The organism is Pseudomonadota bacterium (genome assembly GCA_026388275.1).
GTDB lineage: Bacteria > Desulfobacterota > Syntrophorhabdia > Syntrophorhabdales > Syntrophorhabdaceae > JAPLKB01.
Window position 1 is genome coordinate 67,619 of the sequence record JAPLKB010000058.1, and the last position, 19,271, is coordinate 86,889.

At 41.0% G+C, this 19,271-nt stretch carries 23 protein-coding genes; 9 read left to right on the forward strand and 14 right to left on the reverse strand.

Annotated features, from left to right (window positions below):
* Nucleotides 1-50 precede the first annotated feature (50 nt).
* Both NT010_13425 and NT010_13430 read right to left on the reverse strand, forming a co-directional pair.
* On the reverse strand, nucleotides 51-428 hold the full coding sequence (locus NT010_13425) for an ArsR family transcriptional regulator (GenBank protein ID MCX5807038.1): 378 nt from the start codon (nucleotides 426-428) through the stop codon (nucleotides 51-53).
* Entirely contained in the window at nucleotides 425-682 is a 258-nt protein-coding gene (locus tag NT010_13430) for a DUF6516 family protein (protein MCX5807039.1), read from the reverse strand. Before NT010_13430 ends, NT010_13425 begins: the two co-directional genes overlap by 4 nt.
* Before the next feature lie 381 nt (nucleotides 683-1,063).
* On the opposite strand from NT010_13430, the gene NT010_13435 reads away from it, so the two are divergent.
* Both NT010_13435 and NT010_13440 read left to right on the forward strand, forming a co-directional pair.
* Complete coding sequence (locus NT010_13435) at nucleotides 1,064-2,461, forward strand: CoA-binding protein (GenBank protein MCX5807040.1); 1,398 nt, start codon at nucleotides 1,064-1,066, stop codon at nucleotides 2,459-2,461.
* 4 nt (nucleotides 2,462-2,465) lie between these two features.
* Complete coding sequence (locus tag NT010_13440; protein ID MCX5807041.1) at nucleotides 2,466-3,128, forward strand: acetate--CoA ligase family protein; 663 nt, start codon at nucleotides 2,466-2,468, stop codon at nucleotides 3,126-3,128.
* Nucleotides 3,129-3,448: 320 nt separating this feature from the next.
* Here NT010_13440 and NT010_13445 read toward each other — a convergent pair whose 3' ends face one another.
* The 4 genes from NT010_13445 to flgM form a co-directional block, all read right to left on the reverse strand.
* Complete coding sequence (locus tag NT010_13445) at nucleotides 3,449-3,898, reverse strand: PEP-utilizing enzyme (GenBank protein MCX5807042.1); 450 nt, start codon at nucleotides 3,896-3,898, stop codon at nucleotides 3,449-3,451.
* Nucleotides 3,899-3,992: 94 nt separating this feature from the next.
* Nucleotides 3,993-4,637, reverse strand: coding sequence for a TetR/AcrR family transcriptional regulator (locus NT010_13450; GenBank protein MCX5807043.1), 645 nt, complete (start codon nucleotides 4,635-4,637; stop codon nucleotides 3,993-3,995).
* Nucleotides 4,638-5,106: 469 nt separating this feature from the next.
* Entirely contained in the window at nucleotides 5,107-5,763 is a 657-nt protein-coding gene (locus NT010_13455) for a flavodoxin family protein (protein MCX5807044.1), read from the reverse strand.
* Nucleotides 5,764-5,952: 189 nt separating this feature from the next.
* Nucleotides 5,953-6,258, reverse strand: coding sequence for a flagellar biosynthesis anti-sigma factor FlgM (gene flgM / locus NT010_13460; GenBank protein MCX5807045.1), 306 nt, complete (start codon nucleotides 6,256-6,258; stop codon nucleotides 5,953-5,955).
* A 317-nt stretch (nucleotides 6,259-6,575) separates the two neighbouring features.
* Here flgM and NT010_13465 point away from each other — a divergent pair, with 317 nt between their 5' ends.
* Nucleotides 6,576-7,151 carry a flavodoxin family protein gene (locus NT010_13465; GenBank protein ID MCX5807046.1) on the forward strand — a complete coding sequence of 192 codons (576 nt, stop codon included), beginning with the start codon at nucleotides 6,576-6,578 and terminating at the stop codon, nucleotides 7,149-7,151.
* Between the two features lie 89 nt (nucleotides 7,152-7,240).
* On the opposite strand, the gene NT010_13470 is transcribed toward NT010_13465, so the two are convergent.
* On the reverse strand, nucleotides 7,241-7,573 hold the full coding sequence (locus tag NT010_13470; GenBank protein MCX5807047.1) for an arsenate reductase family protein: 333 nt from the start codon (nucleotides 7,571-7,573) through the stop codon (nucleotides 7,241-7,243).
* A gap of 150 nt (nucleotides 7,574-7,723) precedes the next feature.
* The gene (locus NT010_13475; protein MCX5807048.1) at nucleotides 7,724-8,626 is read right to left on the reverse strand and encodes a hypothetical protein; all 903 of its coding nucleotides are present in this window, start codon (nucleotides 8,624-8,626) and stop codon (nucleotides 7,724-7,726) included.
* A 48-nt stretch (nucleotides 8,627-8,674) separates the two neighbouring features.
* Between NT010_13475 and NT010_13480 the strand changes: the two genes are divergently transcribed.
* On the forward strand, nucleotides 8,675-8,911 hold the full coding sequence (locus NT010_13480; GenBank protein MCX5807049.1) for a hypothetical protein: 237 nt from the start codon (nucleotides 8,675-8,677) through the stop codon (nucleotides 8,909-8,911).
* A 6-nt stretch (nucleotides 8,912-8,917) separates the two neighbouring features.
* Here the strand turns inward: NT010_13480 and NT010_13485 are convergent, their stop codons facing one another.
* The 3 genes from NT010_13485 to NT010_13495 form a co-directional block, all read right to left on the reverse strand.
* Nucleotides 8,918-10,279 (reverse strand): HD domain-containing protein, encoded by a 1,362-nt coding sequence (locus NT010_13485; GenBank protein ID MCX5807050.1) that lies wholly within the window; start codon nucleotides 10,277-10,279, stop codon nucleotides 8,918-8,920.
* Between the two features lie 2 nt (nucleotides 10,280-10,281).
* A complete protein-coding gene (locus tag NT010_13490) occupies nucleotides 10,282-10,866 on the reverse strand; it encodes a hypothetical protein (GenBank protein MCX5807051.1) in 585 nt (194 codons plus the stop codon).
* Nucleotides 10,867-11,088: 222 nt separating this feature from the next.
* A complete protein-coding gene (locus tag NT010_13495) occupies nucleotides 11,089-11,343 on the reverse strand; it encodes a translation elongation factor-like protein (protein MCX5807052.1) in 255 nt (84 codons plus the stop codon).
* A gap of 369 nt (nucleotides 11,344-11,712) precedes the next feature.
* Between NT010_13495 and ftsH the strand changes: the two genes are divergently transcribed.
* The 5 genes from ftsH to NT010_13520 are packed head-to-tail and all read left to right on the forward strand — an operon-like array spanning nucleotide 11,713 to nucleotide 16,978.
* On the forward strand, nucleotides 11,713-13,632 hold the full coding sequence (gene ftsH, locus NT010_13500; GenBank protein ID MCX5807053.1) for an ATP-dependent zinc metalloprotease FtsH: 1,920 nt from the start codon (nucleotides 11,713-11,715) through the stop codon (nucleotides 13,630-13,632).
* Nucleotides 13,604-14,488 carry a hypothetical protein gene (locus NT010_13505; GenBank protein MCX5807054.1) on the forward strand — a complete coding sequence of 295 codons (885 nt, stop codon included), beginning with the start codon at nucleotides 13,604-13,606 and terminating at the stop codon, nucleotides 14,486-14,488. Before ftsH ends, NT010_13505 begins: the two co-directional genes overlap by 29 nt.
* 14 nt (nucleotides 14,489-14,502) lie before the next feature.
* Complete coding sequence (locus NT010_13510; GenBank protein ID MCX5807055.1) at nucleotides 14,503-14,730, forward strand: zinc ribbon domain-containing protein; 228 nt, start codon at nucleotides 14,503-14,505, stop codon at nucleotides 14,728-14,730.
* A 21-nt stretch (nucleotides 14,731-14,751) separates the two neighbouring features.
* A complete protein-coding gene (gene tilS / locus NT010_13515; protein ID MCX5807056.1) occupies nucleotides 14,752-16,143 on the forward strand; it encodes a tRNA lysidine(34) synthetase TilS in 1,392 nt (463 codons plus the stop codon).
* A 10-nt stretch (nucleotides 16,144-16,153) separates the two neighbouring features.
* On the forward strand, nucleotides 16,154-16,978 hold the full coding sequence (locus tag NT010_13520; protein MCX5807057.1) for an alpha/beta hydrolase: 825 nt from the start codon (nucleotides 16,154-16,156) through the stop codon (nucleotides 16,976-16,978).
* 70 nt (nucleotides 16,979-17,048) lie between these two features.
* Here the strand turns inward: NT010_13520 and NT010_13525 are convergent, their stop codons facing one another.
* Genes NT010_13525 through NT010_13535 form a run of 3 tightly spaced genes read right to left on the reverse strand, consistent with a single transcriptional unit; the run spans nucleotide 17,049 to nucleotide 19,202 of the window.
* Nucleotides 17,049-17,408, reverse strand: a complete 360-nt coding sequence (locus tag NT010_13525; protein MCX5807058.1) for a DUF2304 domain-containing protein — start codon at nucleotides 17,406-17,408, stop codon at nucleotides 17,049-17,051.
* A gap of 13 nt (nucleotides 17,409-17,421) precedes the next feature.
* The gene (locus tag NT010_13530) at nucleotides 17,422-18,132 is read right to left on the reverse strand and encodes a glycosyltransferase family 2 protein (protein MCX5807059.1); all 711 of its coding nucleotides are present in this window, start codon (nucleotides 18,130-18,132) and stop codon (nucleotides 17,422-17,424) included.
* Nucleotides 18,129-19,202: a glycosyltransferase family 2 protein gene (locus NT010_13535; GenBank protein ID MCX5807060.1), complete on the reverse strand. Its 1,074-nt coding sequence runs from the start codon at nucleotides 19,200-19,202 to the stop codon at nucleotides 18,129-18,131. The genes NT010_13530 and NT010_13535 overlap by 4 nt, the downstream gene beginning before the upstream one ends.
* Nucleotides 19,203-19,271 lie beyond the last annotated feature (69 nt).

The following is a 19,271-nucleotide window of genomic DNA, read 5'->3' on the forward strand; positions in this document are numbered from 1 at the left end:
AGCTTTCTGAACGCACAAAGTCAAAGATTTAACAGCATGTATACACTTAATCAGGCAACCTGTATCTCCAGAAGAATTTTTTCGTAATTTACGACAGGAGTATTGCGCTCTCTGCCTTCTTTTGTTTTCTTCAAATCAATAAGACCGAGACCCGCAAGAAGTTCAACATCATCATAGGTATTTTTAACATCCCTCTTAAGAAACTTTGCAAGTTCATACACTGATGAAGGATGCTCTTTTCTAATGACCTTGAGAATCCTGAGGCGGTTTTCTGTGAGGATTTTTCTCATAGCTTCAAGGTTTTCACAGTAGAGTCCTTCATGTTTTTTTACTTTTTCTCCCTGCTCAGCTTTTTCCCATACAGCATTGACCTCATTAAATAGTTCCTTTTCCGATTTTATTGCAATCTTAATATTTTTAATCTTCATATTGCACCTTCCCTGCATCGTTGTATATCTTTTTTGAAGTCATTCCATAGCTTTTTAAGGTTCTTAAACGTATATTGGGACTCCTTTCCCTCATAATTATCATAGCCTACAACACGTTCACCATTTACGATATAGACAAATGAGTATTTCAACCCGTATGGTTTATCTTTTGTTCTGGGTAACTGCCATATTTTAATTTCTTCGATAGAACCATTGGCGTTATATTGCTTCACGTGATATATAAGCCTTGCCATATTGGTATAACTATACCATATATCGGACATATGTCAAGACAGACTGGATATGGAGCCATTTTTCAATATTTCAATATCCCTCTGACCCTGGTTGGAAATATTCCAATGTGCTGCTCCCACCCTCCCTAAAAAATTCGTTAACACTGTGTTAACGAAAACTAATATCTTCGTAAAGCCAATATGGAAGCTTGTTTATACTAATTGACTTAAAAAAAACTTACCGGATTCAAATCTTTATCCATGACTCAGGAGTCATTACCTCTGAAATGTCGGCTCCATAGCCGGGCTTGTGGTCTTGTATACAAATTGGGATTGTTTTTTGCCGGCGGATGTGGTACAGAATATCAAGACTTCCTTGAATACCTTATCGGAGCGAATGATATGATGAATCAAGACCTTGCCCGGCTTTTCTCCCCTCTCTCCGTTGCAGTTATTGGAGCATCCAACAGTTTTGACAAATTAGGTTATCATGTAATGAAGAGCCTTGCCGGCAATTACCAGGGGAAGATTTTTCCTGTAAATCCAAGAGGCGAAAAGATCTGGGGCCTGGATTCTTACCCCTCCCTGGAAGTGATCCCCGGGGATGTCGAATTGGCAGTGATCGTTGTGCCTGCCAACATGGTCCCGGAAACACTTCACGCGTGCGGGCGCAAGGGCGTGAAGGGGGTAGTGCTGATTACCGCAGGCTTTCGGGAAATTGAAGATCCTGAGGGTGGGTTTTTAGAAGAAAAGATTGGAGAGATCGCAGAGCAATATGGTCTGCCAATTATCGGACCTAATACATTTGGTTTTGTCAATCTGAGCTCCGGAGTAAATGCATCTTTCACGTCGGAATTCTCCATGATCGAAAAAGGGGGCGTTGCCCTGATAAGCCAGAGCGGAGGCATGTGCCATCTCTGCGGTTTTCTCGCCATTGAACAGAGGGTCGCCATGTCAAAATTGATGAGCCTTGGCAACCGCTGCAACGTTGATTTTCCCGAGATCTTGCCGTACCTCGTCGAGGATGATAGTTCCACAACGGTAATCGCCCTTTACATAGAGGGTCTTGATGAGCCGAGGAAACTTCTTGAGGTTGCTAAATCACTGCGCGGAAGAAAGCCTATTATCGCTTACAAGGCAGGAAAAAGCGAAAAGGGCGATAGTGCAAGCCGATTCCACACCGGGTCGCTCGCTGGAAACCATGCAATATGGAAAGGTGCCCTTCGTCAGGCAGGGATTCTGGAAGTCACATCCGCGGAAGAGTTGCTTGATACGGCAAAAGCCCTCGATGTATGCCCCTTGCCGGCTGGATCTCGCATAGCCGTGCTTTCCGGCCAGGCGGGTCCGGGAATGATTGCTGCGGACGCCCTGGAGCCTGCGGGACTCAAGCTGTCGAACTTTTCGGAGGCAACACAGAGGAGAATCAATGAGCTTTTGCCTCCAATCGCTATTCGCACAAATCCGGTGGATATGGGGCCTGCATGGTATAACCCGAAGAATATCATTGAGATCATGAAGGCAGTGATCGACGATGAGCACACGGACGGCATTGTTTTTCTTGCAATGTATGCGTCAGCCAATCTGAAGCTGGCGGCGGGGATGGAAGAATATATGAAGGCTGTAGATCCTTTCCATAAGCCAGTCATCGCCTGCTTTCCCGCTCCTCCAGGCATATGGGATGAGCCGGTAAAGGCACTTGACCGGAAGAAAGGGGTAGCGATTCTTCCTACTCCGGAGCGAGCTGTAACAGCCATGGCTAACCTGTGGAAGGTCAGCGTATTATTGAACAGGAAGAGGTAGAAAGATGGAATCATTGCTCCTCGGTGTAGAAGCTCTCACCTTTCTTAAAAAGCAGGGGTTTTCCGTGCTGGAGAGCCTTCTGGCAAAGACCGAGGATGAAGCCGCGAGTAAGGCATCAGAGATAGGTTTTCCTGTGACGCTGAAGCTCTCATCGTCGGATGTGATCCACAAGACCGAGGTCGGGGGCATACGGGTGTCACTCAAGGATGAAGCGGAAGTGAGACAGGCATTCAGAGAACTCGTTGGAACCTTTAGCTCAGACCATCCTGAAAAGAGGCTCGACGGAGTTATTGTGCAGAGACAGGGAAGCGGCTTGGAGGTGATCGTCGGAATGCTGAGGGACCCGCAGTTTGGTCCCGTTCTGATGTTCGGATTGGGAGGTGTCTTTGTGGAAGCAATGAAAGATGTTTCGTTCAGATTGATTCCGATAGAAGCTTCTGACGCGAAAGATATGATAGAAGAACTAAAGGGCTACGGGGTGCTCAGAAATCCTCGAAGCGGGTCGATAGATCTTCAGACAATTGAGAATCTTCTCTTTCGAATTTCAACGTTTATCAACAATAATCCCGAGGTTCGGGAAATGGACTTAAACCCTGTATTCATCTCCTCCCGCGGCGGCGTGCATATCTGCGACGCCAGGATCATGGGCCAAAAGGACTGCTCTTAAAATCCTGAAATAACAATTCATGATTTTCCAAAAAGGTTTGTCTCAGAATTAAGTATATGTTGCTGAGAATTGATAAAGTAACCACTGGCTTGGATCTGCAAACGATTCAGAATTTGCCGCAACTGTTGCGGCAAATGGGAATGAGCCGGGATCATCTGAAATTTAAGTATATCCCTGACGTTGATTAATGGCGGAAAGTAGAATGATAATGATAATGTGAGAGAAATTTAATGACAGGCATTAAGGCATTTCCTGACCCGGAGGTTCAGGAGAAGGCGGTCTGCCAATTTGCCTTAAAGCTTGATACATAGTTTTTTAAACTATTTTATGCTGTGCAGCTTAGTACGCTTCTCAATTTCTACAATTCCTTTTACCGCGTCTACTCTTACGATATCTCCATCTTTTATTATTTCCGTCAGACCGGGTATATTCACCAATGCAGGAATGCCGCATTCCCTGGCAAATATCATGGCATTTGAAGACTGACCACCAATTTCGGTCGCTATCGCATTCACTTTAGATAATATTGTCGCAAGTTTAGGTGAAGCTGTTTTAGAAATAATCACAGCACCATCTTTTACTTTTAATATATCGTCGTCATTTCTTATTAATGTAGCTCTACCCATTGCCACTCCTGATGATGCTATTCTTCCACGAATAGGTTTTCCATTCAAATATCCTGCTAAAATACTTGACTTGTTTCTTGAATCTTCTGCATCCGATGTATATTCTTCGGATGTAAGGTCATACTGTACTGATTCTGTTTTCATTTTGTGTTCTCCTTTTTTTGTTTTGATCGCTTTGTTGCGATTATTTGTTATTTTTATTTTTAATGCTTCCCATGTTTGCTGCATATCAGCAATCCTAATGATTCTGTTGCGGTTGATTCAATATTCCTTTTGCTAACACCATTAAGGCAAGATCATGCGTAATGCTTAAATGATTTTTCTTGGAAAGGGTGTTCTTGCTTCGTTCGAGATACACAATCCCTAAAAAAGAAGCCCATATGACTTCTGACAGTGTTCTTGAATCGACCTCAATAAATACTCCTTCTTTGACTCCGTATTCAACTATCATATGCTGTAGGCCTACTACTTTGGCGCCCGACTTGAATAAAATATTACGTAAATCTTCGGGAAGATTACGGATTATTTCTCTATGATGAACATATTGTGAAGCAGCAAAAGTTGAAGGATTCTTTTCATAAATTTGTTTAAAACATCCCCATAAATCCTCAAATAGTCTATATTTATTTTTCTCCCTATTATCATACAAGCCCTGAAGGAGGGCGGCAAAATCGTCAAAAAACGACACAGTAGCTTTAATCAGGATTTCCTCTTTGCTCTTAAAATAGAGATACAATGCGGCCCGGCTTAATTCTGAACGTTCCGCTATCCTATCCATTGTAATAGCGTGGTAGCCCTCTTCATCATATATAGCCATAGCAGCACTTATTGCCAATTCCTGTCTTAATTCCTTTTCACGTTTCCTCCTTTCCAAAATACCCATTAGACTAATCCTTTATATAATAGACACTATGTCTATATAATAGACTACATGTTATTATTTGTCAAGATATTTCTTTGTGATGGACGCTAAAAGTGTTGGAATCGATGAACCGGACAATAATCAGAAATCCAGGGAGATTACTCCTGTTGACATTGCCAGAGCAATTTCTTCGATCCAAATGATTCCCTGCAGCTTGCTGCAGGGTTACTACTTTCCCTCGCCCCTCCGGGGGAGAGGGCGGGGTGAGGGGGATATGAACCTCTTTCCAGTGATACCCCGCAGCTTGCAGCGGTGAGGTTCATTGTTTTCGGGATACCCTTAATAACCGGCACAATAGCCATAATTGGTTATGGCATATATACGATATATAAAAGGCTGAAACGATAAAATCCTTTTACTATGTGCTATACGTTTTCCTACCCATTCTTCTTATTAAATCTGTCAACTTTTAAAGCTTAACAGATGGTGATCAGGGGGTGGCATCTATTCCGGCGAATCGTTCACCCATCTCAAAGGCTTTTTCGCAATCAAGGGGGAAGACCTCTGCCCGCCTCTTTGCCTTCTTTTCAGGGTCGAAACGTGGGGCATACACCTTTGAGTAGTCCTCAAACTGGTATGTGTCATAGCTCATAAGTGATTCAGATTTGCCGAATATGGTCCTGAGGAGCATTTCATTCAGATTGATGTGGTGGTGGAAGCCGCGTTCCCTTGCCAGTTCTTCGGTAGCGCCAAGCGTATAGATAAAACCCGTTGAAATATTTCCCGGGAAAAGGGACCCCGGAGGGTCGGTATAGGTGCTGTAAGGGAAAAACAGGCGCTCCATAAAGGATCTCATTTCTCCTGTCACAGTTCCGTAATAGATGGGAGAACCCAGGACCATGGCGCCTATGTGCCCGATTTTTTCTAAAAGCGGGGTAAGACCATCTTTTACAGCACACCTTCCGTAGCTTGGGCCATTTTTTGTCTTGCACGCAAAGCAGCTTATGCAACCCCTGTAATTAAGATCATAGAGGTGGACAAGCTCGGTGTACGCTCCCAGGGATGCGGCTCCTTCCAGGGCTTTTTGGAGAAGGGCTGCCGTGTTCCATTTTTTTCTCGGGCTTCCGTTTATTGCTATCACTTTCATAATATCTGCCTCCTTTTCTCTACTTTTTAATATAACACCTGCCGAAGCCTGGGAGCAAGTTTGGTCAGGTTGTTATGAAAATTATTGTTGATAATCTCCTGAAGCATAGAGCTCATTCTGAGAAGAGGATAAACCATATCTTACAGGGAAGCAATTGATCTGTTATGGGAGTGTCAGGTTAAACATCGACTAGAGTATTTCATCCAGGAGGGTGTTCTTGATGACTGCCTTTGCTACGAGTTCGCTTTTTACTTTATATGTGCCGTTTTCTATTGCTGCTCTGATGCTGTTAACTTTATCCTCCCTTATTGAAGGCGCTGCATTAACCTTCGCAGTAATCTTAGTTATATCTATATTTTTACCTGACAATTCTACCTTGTCAGATACACCCATATTGTGTTTGTCTTCAGTAGCTGTTTGCTTTGGCGACTTAGCCTGGGCAGATTTTGTAAGCGTATCAAGCGGATTAGTTTTTACATCTTTATCAATCCTCAAAGTACACCTCCTTTTGCCTTTAGAATATACATAGTATAAAGTTATCCATTAAATATCTCAATAAATAATAAGGGGTTCCTCGTGGAGCTTGCTGATTATCTGTGAACAAATAGTTTGATGGCCTTCATTAATAGGCCCTGTATCAGCATGAAGAGTTCCCCATGCAAAAAACTTTTATATCATGCAGAATTATCCTCATAAGTTTATTTTTATAGGAACGTAATTGTCATTGACAATGTTATTCGTTAAGCATAATACTTTAGAAAATGTAAACAGCAGATTGATCCTTAAACTTGAATATACAAGGAGATCGCAATATGAAAGCAATTGCTATTAATGGAAGTCCACGTAAAGGCGGGAATACGGAATTCCTGCTGAAAAAAGTACTTGAACCTATTGCTGCAGCAGGGATAACAACAGAACTGATCCAGATTGGCGGCAAACAGGTGCATGGCTGTATGGCCTGCTATAAGTGCAAGGAAAACAAGGATTCAAAATGTGCAATTGATACAGATATCATAAATGAATGCATTGGTAAAATGGTTGAATCCGATGCGATTATTTTAGGTTCACCAACATACTTTGCCGGTATGACATCAGAAATGAAAGCCTTGATAGACCGTGCAGGATTTGTTGCCAATGCTAATGGCCGCCTCTTCTCTCGTAAAATTGGTGCTGCAGTAACTGTGAACAGACGGGGAGGAGCAACAAGTGTCATAGATTCAATGTACCATATGTTTCTAATGTCCAGAATGATTATTCCAGGTTCTACTTACTGGAATTTTGGTGTTGGAAGGGAGAAGGGAGAGGTCGAGAAAGACACTGAAGCACTTGAAAATATGAAAGACCTGGGCGAAACAATTGCCTGGCTGGTAAGAAGATTAAAGGTGTAACAATTGTTTTATTACCTGGCCTGTGGGTAATACCAGATTTCAATATCTCCATGATGTTGATTGGAAATGATTAATATACTGCTCTGTGTTTATGTCCACTCTTTCCAAACCTCAGGTTCATAGCCCACTGTTATTTTGCGACTGTCTCTTACGATGGGGGTACGGAACAAAAGTGGATGATTAAGAAGTTCCTCCTCCACATTATGAGTGAGGTATTTCAGGTTGAGCCTGCCGTATTCTTTACTACCTTTATCGATGAGGTTTTCTACTCCTATCACAGCTTTAATGCTATTCAATTCACCTCTGCTGAGACCTTTTTCTGCAAGATTAACGAACTGAAAGGGGATGCCTCTATCTTTGAAATATCTCTGTGCTTTTCGTGTTTCCTGACATTTGAGTGTGCCGAAGATCTGGATGCTCATTATTTTACCCTTAAAACTGAATTATTTTTATATTTTCTATGTTTACTTATAGCACATAAACCTGAGAATAGTCTTAGATGGCCGAAAACAGAACAGTGTGATGCGTCCATGAAATTATAAATATTTTCTTGCTGCAGGAAAAACGAAAAATCATGTTTTTTTACAGTACGGAATGTTGCAGCCCTCTCTGGTGAGGATGCGGGTTGTGTTGTCAGTCAGAGTTGATATCCTGCCGTGGTCCGTGAAGGTGGAAATATCTCCTTTTTTATGATTGTCATAATCTGGGTCCCAGGGGAAAATGAGAAAACAGTCATTTGAAATAGTAAGGAGAAGGGGAAGGATAGGTGATTTTTCGCTGGCTTTTGAAAATGAGATCGCTTCTTCTATGGTGCTGAACCTTGAAAGATCTTCCAGTGTCTTCAAAGTAGGGGGGCTTAATACAAGGATGGTTGCCAGATTTTTTTCAAGTGCCTGTCCTGCGGTCATCCAGGCCCCTTCCGTTGTTTCCTTTTCATCAGCACTTGCCTTCTGGCCTTCAGGATAGCGAGCTACAAAAAAATGTGTATTGAAACGCATAGGCCGTGCTTCAGGGGTAATCCAATAGGCATAGTGATAAAGTTGGTCAAGGGCAAGAAAGAGCCCTTCTTTTTTTACAATTTCTTTCAGAGTGATCAATCTCTTATTGAGGAGGTCCCTGTATTGATGGATGCGATCATCGGTTGCCTCATCGCGAATAGTGAAAGGCAGGCCGTCCTTATCATAGGCGAGGAAAAGCCCTGATTCTTCAAAAAGTTCCCTGATGCCAGCAATCATAAACGGGAGAAGTTCTTTTTGTGACTTGTCCGATGGAATACCATTGCAGAAAGAGAGGATTTCAGGATCACTGTCGTGCTTGTCTACAACACCGCCGGGGTAAACAAAATTACTGCCCATAAAGGCGCTCTTTTCATGCCGTTTAAGAAGGAATACTTCAAATCCTTCCGGAGAAGCTTCTTTTAAAACTATTACCGTCGCCGCATTTCTTGGAACAGCAGTCATGAGGATACTATACATCAAAAATGACCATTTCTTCAATATTCTTTAGAAAACATTTATGGGGCGATCTGCCATGAATTGAATCAGCCGCTTCAGGTAATCAGCGGCCGTATTGAAATTTTGTCTGTGGTAAACAAGGATGACCAAACACTTAAAACACTTGAAATAATGAAAAATCAGGTACACAAGATAGGCGCAATAACAAAAAAACTAATGGGATTAAAAAAGTATTCAAACCGTGATTATGCGGGAACCATCAAGATCACGGATATAGGCCAAACGCCAGAAGACGATGACCAATAGTTCAAATCAACCTATATTCAGCAGCATTCCGGCATAATGCAATGCCTCTTCTTTTTCCTTAATCTCTCCTGAAATTTGTTTTTCCCTTATAATGTTAAGAGCCTTTCCTATCTCCGGGCCTTGCCTGAATCCCAATTCGATCAGGTCATAACCGTTTACAAGATTCGGCAGAGGCTCTTTTATCCACTCATCGTATTCATTCAGGATTTCTCCGCATTTGACTTTAACGAGTCTTGTTTGCGTATTTTCTTTTCCTCCCGAACTCCCATACATATCGCATAAAGTAAGTAATATAAGTGAAGGTGTCAGGTCGCCCATCTTATATACCAGCCTCTTCGTTGCCTTTTCAGTTGATTCATTGCTGCTGATAAGGAATATTCTCATATGATTTTTGATGAGCTTTTGTATTGATCTTATTTCATAGGAGCTGAATCTGAGCCTTTCCATGATTGCCAAAGCTGTTTCACAGGAAAACCGCTCGTGGTAGAAAAAATGTACAAGACCTTTTTGCTCGTCAAAAGAAAAAGTGCAGGCCTTTCCAAGATCATGAAAGAGTAGTGCATATCCGACATTTAAAAGCATTTTTTCATCAAGGTTGTATAATTTGTTATATTTCCTCAGATATTTAAACCCGTCAATGGTGTGGCCGTAAGTTTCAAGGGTAAACTCCTTTTCAATATCCATTTGCCTTAACGCGTATAATTCGGGAAATATTTTAAATATCAGTCCGGTAGACGTCATGGTATTTAATCCTGTAAGGACATTGCCGGATATGATTACCTGATCCATTTCATATTTAATCCTTTCCGGGGCTGTCTGATTGATTAAATGTCCTAATTCGGTGATGGCATCTTTCAATTCTTTATGAAGCGAAAAGCCTTTTAACACGGATAAGTGACGAATTGCCTTTAACATTCTCAGCGGATCGTCTTTTAACGTGCTTCTTGAAGGGTATCTTATTATCCTTTTTTCAATATCATGAATGCCGTTTAGAGAATCAATAATCTCATCTCCGTGTACATCATAAGCTATAGCGTTCATAGTAAAATCTCTTCTCAGGAGGTCTTCTTCTATGTTGGTGTGAAGGATTGTAATGTCAATGGATATTTTGTCCCTTACAATCCTGTATGTTTGTGTTGGCTTTTTTCCTAATATAAAGGCGCCCGTGCCGAACAATGATTCCAGAACTACTAAATCTTTTTGCTCTGACAGAGCAAAGTCATAATCATTCGGTTTTTGATTGAGACACAACTCTCTTATTGCGCCGCCGACAAGATATACCTTGCCGTTGAAAGACTTTCTACGAAGCTCCTTTGCTACCCCTTCTCTTTTTATTCTGTTTTTGAGAGTCTGAAAGGGAATTTCCAATACTATACCTTTTCTGAGAAATCGGTAAGCCCTTCTGAAATCCTTTTTAAAGACTGTATGATGTCTATATAAATGTACGATGCCCTGGGTATACAAATACCGGTAATGAGTCTCTGCTGGTGAACAAGGTTGTTTTTTTCTGCCAACTCAATGAGTTTTTCCTTGGAAGCCTTGATCTCCCTTCTCAAATGTTGATTCTTAGTGGCAATGTAATCTTTTGTGTCGACAAACTGTGTATACATTATATTGAAAAGTTCTTCAATCTCGTCGAGGGCTTTATTTGTGAAAACAATGTTCGCCTCTACCTTTTTTTTCATTTTGTTAATAAGATTGTCAAATGAAAGCACGATGTCCTGAAATGAAACGAGCAAACCAACGTATTTCTTTTGTATCTCGTCCTTGTCTTCTTCCGCCACTACTTTCTTGGCAAAAGTAGCCCTTTCCTTAATTTCTTCTTTAAGTTTCTTTTTATTTTCTTTTAAAAGATTTACATCTTGTGTAAAAAAACCTTTTTTAATATCTTCAAGTATCAGTGCCATGTATTCAAAGCTGCCATAAAATCTTTGAGTCATTTCTTTTTCTTCCATGTTTCCTCCCGGTTCATTCTAAGTTATCTCGGATGATGCATAGACTTTTTAAGCCGGCACTTTAAGCGGATAATAATACTTGAAGACTTTTAAAATGTCCTGGCATGTTGCAAGTCCGTATCAATTTTTTACAGTAAAAAACCATTATTTTCAATGATGAACCTAATCATCATTTTCATTTTGGTTATATGCCGGATTTCTTCAGGAGCTGAGAAATCTTAATTATGTTATCAGATATACGGTATCACCTTCTCTTACTCTTTCTTTTGTTTTTATACCGATATCATCGCCTGCCTTTGCACTTTCCACGTTCATATGCTCTATCTGTATTGACTCTATAACCTGTTCAAAGTCCGTTGTGTGCCCTTTTATTGATATTTTGTCGTCAATTTTTAATTCACCGTCTGTAATCCTTATTGCAGCTACACCGATTTTTGAAAAATACCTCTCAACTCTCCCAATAAGTTTTTCTTCCATACAATCCTCCTTGACTATTATCGGGGCTCACGTCGCCCCCTCCACGAACAAAGTCCGTGGAGCCTCCCCTTCTCGCTCACTTTGTGAGCTAAGGGCTTCGCCCACTGAGACACCCGCAAGCGGGTACCCGGTCGCCCCCTCCGCCAGCTAAGCTGTCGGAGCCTCCCCTTCTCGCTCGCTGTGCGAGCTAAGGGCTTCGCCTAATGGGCCTTACATCGCCCCATCTGTCAGTAAAACTGTCGGAGCCTCCCGCACCTGCAAGTTGGTGTCGGGTACAACAAAATAATAATTATAATAACACGTTGGTTTGAAAAATTGAACAGGGAAAAACATATTTAAAAAACAACTTTTTTTTGTTACACTTCACCTATGAAAGAAAAAGTGCCGGAACAGAAAAAGAAAAAAGGGAAAAGCATTTTTCTTGAAATAAAAGACAAAGCTAAGACAAAAGATAAAAAAACAAAGAGCTTCACATTCATATATTTTATTTTAGGTATTATTGCGATAGTAATTATCAATACGTATTATTTTACAAGCGAAATAAAAAGCATACCCTATAGTGAATTCAAGGAATTGATAACTAAAGGGAAGACCACTGATTTGGTTATAGATTCAGAGGCTATTCAGGGAAATATTGCCCTTGATAATGGTAAAAAATCAAGGTTTTTAACAAGCAGAGTAGAAGATCCCGACCTTGTAAAAGATCTGCAGAAAAGTAATATTAAATTTGAAGGGCATTACGAAAATAAAGTTGTTAGAGCAATTGTATCGTGGGTTTTGCCCCTTGCGTTAATTTTCCTGATATGGAATTTTCTTATGAAGAAGATGGGTGGTGCTCCTTCAAGTGTGCTTAATTTCGGCAAAAGCAGGGGAAAAATATATGGTGAGGATGAAATAAAAATTACCTTCGAGGATGTTGCAGGTGTAGATGAAGCTAAAGAGGAATTGAAAGAGATTATTGAGTACCTGAAGACTCCGGAAAAGTTTCTTAACATAGGCGGCAAAATACCGAAGGGAATATTGCTTGTCGGTCCTCCTGGAACAGGCAAAACATTGCTTGCAAAAGCTGTGGCCGGAGAAGCAAAAGTGCCTTTTTACAGTATGAGCGGCTCAGATTTTGTTGAAATGTTTGTAGGCGTTGGTGCTTCCAGAGTAAGAGACCTTTTTGCCCAGGCTCAGGAGAATTCGCCTTGCATTATTTTTATTGATGAGCTTGATGCACTTGGAAAGGCGAGAGGTATGAACCCGCTTTCATCGCACGATGAGAGGGAACAAACATTGAACCAGCTTCTTTCAGAGATGGATGGTTTTGAGACAAAAGCAGGCGTTATAATTATGGGTGCGACAAACAGGCCTGAGATACTTGATCCTGCTCTTTTGAGAGCCGGGAGATTTGACCGGCATGTTCTTGTTGACAGACCCGATATTAAAGGGAGGGAGGAGATACTTCAAGTCCATGTTCGCGGCGTGAAAGTGGCAGATAATGTTGATTTGAAGGTAGTTGCAGCACGTACTCCCGGATTCGTCGGAGCGGACCTTGCCAACCTGATTAATGAAGCAGCCTTGCTTGCTGCAAGAAAAGAAAAAAAGTCCGTTACCATGGAGGAGTTTGAAGAAGCGATTGATAGGGTTGTTGCAGGGCTCGAAAAGAAAAAAAGAGTTATGAATAAGAAAGAAAAGGAGATAGTTGCATTCCACGAAACCGGTCATGCACTTATGGCTGAATTTCTTGAGACTACGGACCCTGTGCATAAAATATCCATTATACCAAGAGGTATTTCAGCATTAGGGTATACGCTTCAGCTTCCCACGGAAGACAGATATCTGATGACAAAGAAAGAACTGACTGACAGGTTGGGTGTTCTCCTTGGCGGCAGAATTGCAGAAGAGATAGCCTTCGGTGAAATATCCACAGGCGCACAAAATGACCTTTTCAGGGCAACGGATATTGCAAAATCCATGGTGAAGGAATATGGAATGAGTGAAAAGCTCGGATACATTACTTTTGAAACAGAAAGAAAACCGCTTTTTCTGGATATAAATCCGTCATCTGGAACAAAGGATTACAGCGAAGAAACAGCAAGAGAAATTGATAATGAGGTAAGAAAGATAATAGATGAATCCTGCAAAAGTGTAAAATTGTTGTTGCTTGATAACAAAGATATTTTAGAGAAAGTAGCAAATACACTTCTTGAAAAAGAATCGATTGACGGGGAGGAATTGCGTACTTTAATGAACGGAAAAAAAGGTGAAACCGGCGATGACCAACATAGAAAAGAAACAAATTGATCTGATCAAAGAATCGATATGTGTTTATAAAAAATTTACAGAATGCATAGCACTTTTTAAAGAAGGAAATCTGTTTTTTTTGAATATCGAAGAATTTATTGATGATAAAGGGAATAGTTGTCTTTTCAGGTTAAAAGAAATGTGTCATGACCTCTTCAGGAATTCCGACGAGGCAAATTATAAAGAAAAACTATACGACATGACAGTAGGATATGTTTTTCACGAAGCTATGAAATTAAGAGAAAATCTTTACCAGATTGAATATTATAAACCTAATCCCGAAAAGGTATCCAATTCTTTGAGTGAAACAGAAAGAAAGATTGTACGGGAAATCGATATACTTACAAAAAAGGCCGAAATAAGGATTAAAGAAGGGGTAAAAGAAGTGAAAACCCTGATTATCGAGCTTATGGGCCAATTAAAGAGCATGATTGAACTGTATAAGGATAATTATCTGCTGTCCCGTTTTATTCTTGAAAATGAAAAGAGTCTTATATCAATATATGGAAAAAAAGATTTTGGAAAGATTTTGGACGATTTGTACGGAGATGGGAGAGAGGCTTTGATCTTCAGAACAGCAAAGAGTTATCTTAAAAGTGAATATTTTAACCTTGCCCGTTTATTGTTTCGTAGAAAACTTGCAAAAGATAAAGAAAATAAGGAGGCATTATTTTTATACGATTACACCTCCGCTTTTCATTTTTATTTTATAAACAGGTTCTCCAGGTCGTTGATTTTTGCTGAGCAGGCATATGCCATGGATATAGATATTAAAAATATGGACATATACAAGGAATTGCTGCAAAAGCTTATATCCGATCTCTCAAAAGAGATCAGAAAAACGAAAAGGTTGTAAGGAGGAAGTTGAATATGCCAATATACGAGTATATATGTGATAAATGTGGTAATGAGTTCGAGCTTCTGGTATTTAAAAATGATGAACCAATGTGTCCGTCATGCGGGGCAAATAATCCGACAAAAAAGATGTCGTCATTCGGATTTTCTGTGGGTTCCAAGTATACTTCATCATCAATGGATGCAGCAGGATCGTCCTGTGCGAGTTGCGGCTCCTCAAACTGTTCGAGTTGCCATGGATGAAGCAATTCATGAAGCAAAATTGTGAATCTTGTCAATAAAGTCAAAAAGATAATTGAAAAAGAAAGGCTGATAGAAGCAGGGGATAGTATCATTATCGGAGTTTCAGGAGGGATTGATTCTACAGCCCTTGTACATGTTCTGTTTGAAATTTCAAAGAAAATTGATTTTAAGATCGGTCTGGCTCACCTTAATCACCAGCTACGGGGAGAGGAATCCGTGAGGGATGAAAAGTTTGTTGAAGAGCTTGCCGGAAGCCTCTCTATGCCAATCTATATAAAAAAGGCTGATGTAAAAAGATATGCAAAGAACTGTGGAATTTCTCTCCAGCATGCCGGGAGGGATTTGAGATATGCTTTTTTTAAAGATGTTTTAGATACACATGACTTTAATAAAATTGCTGTTGCCCATAATCTTGATGATCAGGCAGAGACATTTTTATTGAGGATGTTGAAGGGTACAGGCATAAGAGGTCTTGCGTCAATACCTGTAAAAAGAGACAGGATAATCAGACCATTCCTTGGTGTTTATCGTTTTGAAATAGGAGAGTATATCCGGGAACATTCAATAACATATGTGGAAGATTCTTCTAACAGTAAGACTGTTTATGAGAGGAATTATATAAGGAAACGCGTGATCCCGCTAATGGAAGAGAGAAACCCTCTTTTCAAAGAAAAGATTGTCATGCTGCTCCAGGATATTACGGCAATTAACAATATATACGGCAGCAAGGCTGAAGATTTTTTGAAACAAGAACAGATATTTGAAGATGGAGATATATCCTTTGAGATAGACTCTTTGAAAGAAATAGACGAAGAAACAAGATTCAGGGTATTTGTAAACACATTTACAAAGATTGAACCGGTATTTATTCCCTTGCGTGAACATGCCCGCTTGATAAACAGTGTCTTGCTGAGCGAAAAGCCGAACCTGATGCTTGATATGCCCCGCGGAATCAGGATAAAAAAAGTTTACAACAGACTTATTTTTACAAAAAAGCCTATTCTCCCGAGGATAACGGATATTTTTCCTGTAAAATCCGGGGAAAATTGGCTGGAATCCTTGGGACTAATGCTTAATGTTTTTCTGCAATTACAGGATACGGGAATACCACATTTACACGATAGATATATCGCCCGTTTTGATGGTGATAAGATCGAGGATTTATCTGTCAGAACATTTTTGAAAGGTGACAGGTTTGTTCCACTCGGTATGAAAAATCATGTTAAATTGAAGGATTTTTTCATATCTCAGAAGATACCGAAAGAAGAAAGAGGACATGTGCCCCTCCTTGTGTCAGGATATGACATTATATGGGTTATCGGTTACAGGATTGATGAAAGATTTAAGATAACGGAAGATACAAAAAAGGTGTTGGAGATTTCGGCAAAAAAGATTCAGGAGCATGAAGTATGACGGGTGACTGTTGATATTCAAGACTTCAAATGAAAAAACATGGCTGTTTCTAATCCATGGACTTGGGGTTTCGGAAAAAAGCTGGTCTGCACCAGATGAAGAAAAGATAAAGTTTATCTCTTTTAAATCCTTGCTTAAACATGAAAAAGAAAAGATTTCTTTTATAGACAGGTGTGGTGGACACTATAATATTGCAAGCTGGACGCAGAATCCTTTCAGTTCTGTAGATGATGCTGCTGCAGAGTTGAAAGATCTGGTAAGCAGCATTGAAAGCAGTGATTATATATTGATTGCCCATTCACGAGGCGGACTTGTTGCAAGACAAGCCTTGCAAAGATACGGCCTTCGGCCAAGGGCTTTGATTTGTCTTGCAACACCCCATTACGGCAGTGGACTTGCCGACTCTGTAATAAAATTTATACCTTTGATAAAGATGGCGGTTCCCAACATAGAGCAGAATAGGACTTGTATCGATGAATTGCGCACCAATTCGGAATTTATCCAAAATATAAACAGGCCTGAAAACTGTGAACATGAAAGGCATGTGCCCCATTTCGATATATGCGGGAATTCCACGCGATATTTTGATTGGGGTCTCGTAAACGTAATAGGTTCTGCGCAGTCTGTTTTGGGTAGCCGTGTGATCGATGAATGGAAAGAGGGGAGGGGAGACGGTTTTGTATCAATAAAATCGGCAAAATCGCCGGCAACCCCTGATGAACATTTTTATATATTGCCGGTGAATCATGCCAATATCCTGGTTAATAGAACGGTATTTGATATTGTATCCGATATCATGGCAAAATCTGGTTCTTTTGTATTCAAATTGCATTAAATTGCATTTACAGTCTCTGATCTTGGGTTTAAGAATCACAGTTTCACTGGTATTATGCCGATTACTCCGATCAATTTTTTACCTTAATGGACGAGTGGTCTATGCTCGCTTCTAACAGGCTGATTTTCTGAGCAAGGTTCTTCAACTGGTCGCTCAATTGGGATATTTTAATCGCAAAATGCAATGAAACAAAAACCAGGAAGATGATACTGAAAATAAACAGGGTAGTCGTCGGCGCTACGGCGCCGATCAACGTAGTCAGTTTGACGAGAAGATCATACCAGACGACGAGAACGAAAACGACAAAACCCGTCAGAAGCCACAACCAGGAATATTCTGCCCGCAGCTTTCGGTTCTGCACGAGGGTAATGATAACTACGAAGATGGCAAGACTTACAAAAACCGCGAAGATCTTCTGATGGGGTGTCATGACCGCTATCCTCCTATAATCTTGATTTTTTTCTCAAAAGAACCACGAAAATTGAAAGAAAAACATTGAATAAATAATAAGTAATTTTAAAAATACCCCGATGCATGCTTCTTCCCTCGGGATTGTGCGCCATCGTTACAGGCAGTTCCGCAATCTTGAATCCCATGCGATGAAGGTCGATGATGATATCTGCATCAGGGTAATCCCAGGGAAAACTATCCGTTGTAAAATACTGAAAAACATTTTGATTCATACACCGGTATCCGGAAGTAGGATCTGTAATAGGCTCTCCTGTAATTATCATTACAATTTTTCTGAATAACCTAATCCCTACAGATTTCAGAACCCCTGTTTTATATTTGCTGTTTTTTAGAAAACGGGAGCCGATCACCAGGTCGTACTTCTTATTTTCAATCATCGAGAACAGATCAGGAATATGTGCGGGATGATGCTGTCCGTCACCGTCGATCTGAAGGAGGAAGTCATAGTGGTTTTCAGATGCGTATTTAAATCCTGTTTGAATAGCCACGCCAGCCCCCATATTGAAGGGATGCCTGATCACGAAAACGCCCGCTGACTTGGCGCGCTCACATGTCCGGTCAACGGAGCCGTCATCGATCACCACGATATCGGCGCTGCTGTATCGCCTTATACCTTCAATGACTGAGGCGATCTGTTTCTCTTCGTTGAAAGCGGGAATGATAATGCATCTTTTTGAGCTCAATGGATTGCTCCGGGTTTCATAATCATTATCCACTTTATGATGCGCCAATATACATTCAGGATTTGATTTGCCAAACGAAGCTTCCGATTCCCCACTTCGTCATACCAGATCAGCCCACTGAAAGTTTCTATAATATCCCAATCCTTCACCCGGCGCAATGCCTGTGATTTACGCCGGGCGCTTACAATATATTGCCAATTTTTGCGGCTTAAAAAATACTTATACACATTCAGCTTATCCTTTAGCCATCCTTTCTGAAAAGCGAACAACAACAAGCCGCACTCCATGAAGACAAAGGCCGGAGAAATCAACAGCAGCGTAGCCAGCTGGTAGTTTTTGATAACGGTCAAGGTACGGTTTCTGTCCAGCCAATAATATTTCCGGGAATTTCCAGAAAATTCATACTTGTGATAGACAACTGCCTGAGATGCCAATACACATCGCCAGCCAGCCAGCCATGTCCGCCAGCCCAGATCCTGATCCTCATTATAGATCAGGAATTCTTCATCAAAAAGGCCTATTCTCTCAAGCACTTCTTTTTTGTACAGTGCTGCCGCACCGGATGGAAAGCCGATATCCCGGATAACGGGAAGTGAATGCCTGGACCATTCTTCACCGTATCCATCGCAATACCCGAATCCCAAAAAATGTGTCACATTCCCCAGGCTGTTAATCTTATCCTTCTCGGGCCAAAGCATTAGTCTGGCCTGCACGGCCCCTATTGCGCCGTCGCTTTCCGCCGCACTCACCAAATGGCTAATACAATCGGCCTCGACAATGGTATCCATGTTAAGCAAGACGAGATAATCGTACTCTCCCTGCAGTGCCAATCTCATAGCATCGTTGTTCCCCTTGGCGAAACCATCGTTTTTTTCGTTCCGGATAATCTCAACTTCAGGAGCGGCTTCTTTCAAGAACGCTAAACTCTCTGCCGTGGACTGATTATCCGTGATGAAGATCTTCTGCTCTCCGGCCCAGTCCTGCCTCCTCAAACTTTCAAGACAATCCTTCAAATATCTTTGGGCGTAATTCTTATAGTTGGGGCTGATGATAATGGCGACTTTGTTCATAATCCTCGATGCCGTGATTCAAAAATGACCAATGCTTCCATGAATTTTATATTCTCTCTGACTCCTCTT

Bases quoted from the DNA above. Each gene is read 5' to 3' on its own strand.
- NT010_13505 (MCX5807054.1), top strand. From the start codon at position 13,604: ATGACCAACATAGAAAAGAAACAAATTGATCTGATCAAAGAATCGATA.
- NT010_13455 (MCX5807044.1), bottom strand. From the start codon at position 5,763: ATGAAAGTGATAGCAATAAACGGAAGCCCGAGAAAAAAATGGAACACG.
- NT010_13470 (MCX5807047.1), bottom strand. From the start codon at position 7,573: ATGAGCATCCAGATCTTCGGCACACTCAAATGTCAGGAAACACGAAAA.
- NT010_13425 (MCX5807038.1), bottom strand. From the start codon at position 428: ATGAAGATTAAAAATATTAAGATTGCAATAAAATCGGAAAAGGAACTA.
- NT010_13445 (MCX5807042.1), bottom strand. From the start codon at position 3,898: ATGAAAACAGAATCAGTACAGTATGACCTTACATCCGAAGAATATACA.
- NT010_13430 (MCX5807039.1), bottom strand. From the start codon at position 682: ATGGCAAGGCTTATATATCACGTGAAGCAATATAACGCCAATGGTTCT.
- NT010_13475 (MCX5807048.1), bottom strand. From the start codon at position 8,626: ATGTATAGTATCCTCATGACTGCTGTTCCAAGAAATGCGGCGACGGTA.
- ftsH (MCX5807053.1), top strand. From the start codon at position 11,713: ATGAAAGAAAAAGTGCCGGAACAGAAAAAGAAAAAAGGGAAAAGCATT.
- NT010_13440 (MCX5807041.1), top strand. From the start codon at position 2,466: ATGGAATCATTGCTCCTCGGTGTAGAAGCTCTCACCTTTCTTAAAAAG.
- NT010_13435 (MCX5807040.1), top strand. From the start codon at position 1,064: ATGATGAATCAAGACCTTGCCCGGCTTTTCTCCCCTCTCTCCGTTGCA.
- NT010_13450 (MCX5807043.1), bottom strand. From the start codon at position 4,637: ATGGGTATTTTGGAAAGGAGGAAACGTGAAAAGGAATTAAGACAGGAA.
- NT010_13465 (MCX5807046.1), top strand. From the start codon at position 6,576: ATGAAAGCAATTGCTATTAATGGAAGTCCACGTAAAGGCGGGAATACG.
- NT010_13510 (MCX5807055.1), top strand. From the start codon at position 14,503: ATGCCAATATACGAGTATATATGTGATAAATGTGGTAATGAGTTCGAG.
- NT010_13525 (MCX5807058.1), bottom strand. From the start codon at position 17,408: ATGACACCCCATCAGAAGATCTTCGCGGTTTTTGTAAGTCTTGCCATC.
- NT010_13495 (MCX5807052.1), bottom strand. From the start codon at position 11,343: ATGGAAGAAAAACTTATTGGGAGAGTTGAGAGGTATTTTTCAAAAATC.
- NT010_13490 (MCX5807051.1), bottom strand. From the start codon at position 10,866: ATGGAAGAAAAAGAAATGACTCAAAGATTTTATGGCAGCTTTGAATAC.
- NT010_13535 (MCX5807060.1), bottom strand. From the start codon at position 19,202: ATGAACAAAGTCGCCATTATCATCAGCCCCAACTATAAGAATTACGCC.